Origin of the sequence: Bradyrhizobium sp. (genome assembly GCF_036735945.1) — a bacterium.
GTDB lineage: Bacteria > Pseudomonadota > Alphaproteobacteria > Rhizobiales > Xanthobacteraceae > Bradyrhizobium.
Map to the genome: position 1 here is coordinate 1 of NZ_DAINNI010000210.1, position 4,829 is coordinate 4,829.

Annotated in this window: 6 protein-coding genes; all 6 read right to left on the reverse strand. The window is 62.1% G+C overall.

The features are described from left to right. Nucleotides 1–304: L,D-transpeptidase (locus V7E26_RS29150; protein ID WP_324422845.1), on the reverse strand; the 304-nt coding region annotated here is incomplete at its 3' end. A 207-nt stretch (nucleotides 305–511) separates the two neighbouring features. Further along, complete coding sequence (locus V7E26_RS29155) at nucleotides 512–1,273, reverse strand: ABC transporter permease (protein ID WP_324422846.1); 762 nt, start codon at nucleotides 1,271–1,273, stop codon at nucleotides 512–514. 157 nt (nucleotides 1,274–1,430) lie between these two features. Beyond that, nucleotides 1,431–2,354, reverse strand: a complete 924-nt coding sequence (locus tag V7E26_RS29160) for an ABC transporter ATP-binding protein (RefSeq protein ID WP_324422847.1) — start codon at nucleotides 2,352–2,354, stop codon at nucleotides 1,431–1,433. A 190-nt stretch (nucleotides 2,355–2,544) separates the two neighbouring features. Beyond that, nucleotides 2,545–2,877 (reverse strand): helix-turn-helix domain-containing protein, encoded by a 333-nt coding sequence (locus tag V7E26_RS29165; RefSeq protein ID WP_324422848.1) that lies wholly within the window; start codon nucleotides 2,875–2,877, stop codon nucleotides 2,545–2,547. Continuing rightward, entirely contained in the window at nucleotides 2,862–3,209 is a 348-nt protein-coding gene (locus V7E26_RS29170) for a type II toxin-antitoxin system RelE/ParE family toxin (protein ID WP_324422849.1), read from the reverse strand. Before V7E26_RS29170 ends, V7E26_RS29165 begins: the two co-directional genes overlap by 16 nt. 54 nt (nucleotides 3,210–3,263) lie before the next feature. Further along, on the reverse strand, nucleotides 3,264–4,829 hold a 1,566-nt coding region (locus V7E26_RS29175; RefSeq protein WP_324422850.1), incomplete at its 5' end, for an ATP-dependent helicase.

Here is a 4,829-nt window from a genome sequence, read left to right on the forward strand (position 1 = left end):
GGTTGACGGAGTCGGTGCCGTGGATGGCGTGGCCGATCTTGGTGAAGAAGATCGAGTGCGGCATCGGCGCGTCGTCGAATTCCTTGGAGTAGTGATCCTCTTCCATGCGGAAGGCGCGGAAGCTGCCGTTCGGCGTCTCGTAGGAGGGCAGGCCCGACGACACCGGCCAGCGGTAACGCTCGACGCCGTCGACGGCGACGGTCATCTGCTGGTTATCCTTGTCGACCGTGATGGCGACCTTGGCGTGAGCAGCGCCCGAAGCGAACAGCGTCAGGGCGGTGACGGCAATCAGGAAGGAACGCATTTTACCTTTGGCCTCCGGGCCCCTGTACTAGCTTTCGGCTCTCCGTCCCCCCGGAATGAATATGCCCGGAAAGCGGCACTGGTTCCAGTGGCCTGCATCCGCAATCGTTAACGCCTCCGGCGGCGCAAACAAGGCGTCAGGACGGCGCAACCGGCGGCAAAGTGCTGACATTTTCGCGAGCGGGGAAGGGGAAAGCCCGCAGCCCGGTCAGTTCTTCAGCCGGTAACCCGTCCTGAAGATCCACCACACCAGCGCCATGCAGATGATGAGGAAACCGATCGTCATGCCGAGGCTCAAGCCGACGCCGACGTCGGAGATCTCGTAAAAGCTCCAGCGGAAGCCCGAGATCAGGTACACGACCGGATTGAGCAGCGTGACGGTGCGCCAGCCCGAGGGCAGCATGTTCACCGAGTAGAAGCTGCCGCCGAGGAAGGTCAGTGGCGTCACAACCAGCATCGGGATCATCTGCAGCTTCTCGAAACCGTCGGCCCAGATGCCGATGATGAATCCGAACAGGCTGAACGTCACCGCCGTCAGCACCAGGAAGGTCAGCATCCACACCGGATGCAGGATGTGCAGCGGCACGAACAGCGCGGCGGTCGCCATGATGATCAGGCCGAGGATGATGGATTTGGTCGCGGCCGCGCCGACATAGCCGATCACGATCTCGGCATAGGAAACCGGCGCCGACAATATTTCGTAGATGGTGCCGACGAATTTCGGGAAGTAGATGCCGAACGAGGCGTTGGCGATGCTCTGCGTCAGCACCGACAGCATCACTAGCCCCGGCACGATGAAGGTGCCGTAGCTGACGCCCTCGATCTCGGTGATGCGCGAACCGATCGCAGCGCCAAACACCACGAAATAGAGCGAGGTGGAAACCACCGGCGAGACGATGCTCTGCAGCAGCGTGCGCCAGGTGCGGGCCATTTCGAACAGATAGATGGCGCGGATCGCACGGAAATTCATGGCGCTTTCACCAGCGGTCTGATTTCGAAGCTCGCAAACTTTCGCGGAGCCTCTGATGCGAGCTTCGAAATCAGAGCGCTGGCCAAATTATGATTCTGGTGCGGCATGAAAGTTTGAAGTTCCTATGGAGAGGGTGCGGCAAATACTGATAGGAACTTCAAACTTGCCGCACCAGGCTGACGAAGATGTCCTCGAGCGAAGACTGGGTGGTGTCGAGATCCGAGATGCGGATGCCGGCGTCGCGGAGATCGCTCAACAGGCTGGTGATGCCGGTGCGGTCGCCCTTGGTGTCGTAATCGTAGATCACGGCGCGGCCGTCGTCTGACAGTTCGAGGTTGTAGGCGGCAAGCGAGGCAGGGATCGCGTCGACCTTGGCCTGCAGATAGAGCTTCAGGTGCTTCGTGCCGAGCTTCTGCATCAGCCCGGCCTTGTCCTCGACCAGGATGATCTCGCCCTTGTTGATGACGCCGATGCGATCGGCCATCTCCTCGGCTTCCTGGATGTAATGCGTGGTCAGGATGATGGTGACGCCGGCCGCCTGCAGCGTGCGCACCACGTCCCACATGCCCTTGCGCAGTTCGACGTCGACGCCCGCGGTCGGCTCGTCCAGGAACAGGATCTGCGGCTCGTGCGACAGCGCCTTCGCGATCATCACGCGGCGCTTCATGCCGCCGGAGAGCGTGATGATCCTGGAATCCTTCTTGTCCCACAGCGACAGGTCCTTCAGCACCTTTTCGATGTGGGCCGGGTTCTTCGGCTTGCCGAACAGGCCGCGGCTGAAGCTGACGGTGGCCCACACAGTTTCAAAGGAGTCGGTGTGCAGTTCCTGCGGCACGAGGCCGATCAGCGAGCGCGCGGCGCGGTAATCGCGGGTGATGTCGTGCCCGCCCACCGTCACGCTGCCTTCGCTCGAATTGGCGATGCCGCAGATGATGCTGATCAGCGTGGTCTTGCCGGCGCCGTTCGGCCCGAGCAGCGCAAAAATCTCGCCGCGCCTGATATCCAGATTGATGTCCTTCAGCGCCTTGAAACCGGTGCCGTAGGTTTTTGACAGATGCGAGACGGATATGATCGGAGGCATGCAGGTCTGATGATAGGTATCGAATATGCGGGAGCCGCCACGGCGGCATTTCGGCCGACTCAGGGCGGGGGCATGGGTGTACGGGGAGATAGGAACGCGAAGCTGGCGGCGCAATCGGCAGAGAGCTAATTTGCGACAAAACCGATCAAATCCGCGCACCGCCAGACTGTGGCGAAATCAGTAGCGTCGTTCACGCAACCTCGTTTGCCTTTGCGAGGGCACGACGAACAGCTTTGGGCTCATTCTTGATGACGCTAATGAGGGTGCGAGCCGCACCGGAAGGACGGCGCGTACCAAGCTCCCACTTCCGTACAGTTCCGACACCCGTCCCAATCAGGGCAGCGAACTCGTCCTGCGACAGACCAAGCATCAGCCGCGCCTCGCGGGCTTCGGTTTCCTTCGGGTTGACGCGATGTACAATCGCCTTCGTCGTCTTTCCCGAAGCATGATTGTGCGCCTCGCGTAAACTCGCGCGAATGTCATCGGCAAGCCGGCTGCTCTTGCGTGTCACTTTTCTTTCCATTGCCTCACGATCTCCCTCATAGCGGTCGCAAATTCCCGCTTTTCAGCAATCGTCAGATCGCCTTTTTCATTCTTCGCATAAAGTGCGAGCAGCAGAATTGGAAAATTCTCATTATAAAAATAATAGACGACTCGCGTGCCGCCCCGCTTGCCGATACCGTCACGTCCGATACGGACCTTTCTCAATCCTCCCGAACCTGGAATAATGTCACCGCATGTCGGCTCGTAAGCAACCAGATCGATGACGGCGTCGCGCTGTCCGGCAGTCAACAGTTCGCCAGCGCGGCGGCGATATCCTGCAAATTCGATCACCGAAACAGGGCGCTTGGGCATTCGGGGGAATATACCCCAGTGGGGCTTAGATCGCAAGAGGCTCGCGAACGTCCATCACACCCGCGCGACGAAACTATCGACCACCTTCTTCTCTCCGGCCTTTTCGAACGCGATCGTCAACTTGTTGCCGTCGATCTTCACCACGTGGCCATAGCCGAACTTCTGGTGAAACACGCGGTCGTCGAGCGAGAATTCCGAAACCGTGCCGGTGGATTTTGCGACCAGTTCGCCCTCGATCACCATCGGGCCGCGCCTGGCGCGCGAGAAGCCGCCGGAGAAGTCGTCGCCGCGCGAGCCGGAAAAAGACGACTGGCTTTCCTCGAAGCCGCCGCGTGCCTGACCGCGGCCGCCCTGGCCGCGATTGCGGTTGGCCTGGGCGCGCTGCCAGCCGGGCGTGGAATAGGTGGAGCCGAAGGAATCGATGTTGTCGAAGCGCGACGCGCCGTAGCCGCCGGCGCCGCCCCAGCTGGAGCCGCCCTTGGATTCCGTGATCTCGACATTGGCCGACGGCAATTCGTCGAGGAAGCGCGAGGGGATCGTGGTCGACCAGGTGCCGTGAATGCGGCGGTTGGTGGCGAAGAACAGTTTGGCGCGACGGCGCGCACGCGTGAGGCCGACATGGGCGAGGCGGCGCTCTTCCTCGAGCCCGGCGCGGCCCTGTTCGTCGAGCGTGCGCTGGCTTGGAAACAGGCCTTCCTCCCAGCCGGGCAGGAACACGTTTTCGAACTCCAGCCCCTTGGCCGAATGCAGCGTCATCAGCGACACCGCCTCGTCGCCGGCCTCGCCGTCGCGGTCCATCACCAGCGAGATGTGTTCGAGGAAGCCCTGCAGGTTCTCGAACTCCTCCATCGAGCGTACGAGCTCTTTCAAATTGTCGAGCCGGCCCGCGGCATCCGCGGAACGGTCCTTCTGCCACATCTCGGTATAGCCGCTCTCGTCGAGCACGATCTCGGCCAGCTCCGTGTGCGCGGTGACCTCGCGCTGGGCGCGCCAGCGGTCGAATTGCAGGATGAGTTCGCGCAGGCTGCCGCGCGCCTTCGGTTTCAGCTCGTCGGTCTCGACCACGGCGCGCGCGGCCTCGAACAGCGGCATGCGCCGCTTGCGGGCGTGGTCGTGCAGCAACTGCACGGTGGCGTCGCCGAGCCCGCGCTTGGGCACATTGACGATGCGCTCGAAGGCGAGGTCGTCGGCGGGCGAATTGATCACGCGCAAATAGGCCAGCGCATCGCGGATTTCGGCGCGCTCATAGAATCTGGGTCCGCCGATCACGCGATAGGGCAGGCCGAGCGTGACGAAGCGGTCTTCGAACTCGCGCATCTGGAACGAGGCCCGCACCAGGATCGCGACCTCGTTGAGGTTCTCGCCGCTGCGCTGCAGCTCCTCGATCTCCTCGCCGATGGCGCGGGCTTCCTCTTCGGAATCCCAGGCGCCGGTGACCGTCACCTTCTCGCCGTCGACATCCTCGGTGCGCAGCGTCTTGCCGAGCCGGCCTTCGTTGTGCGCGATCAAATGCGAGGCGGCGGCGAGGATATGGCCGGTGGAGCGGTAGTTGCGCTCGAGGCGGATGACCTTGGCGCCGGGAAAATCGTGCTCGAAGCGCAGGATGTTGTCGACCTCCGC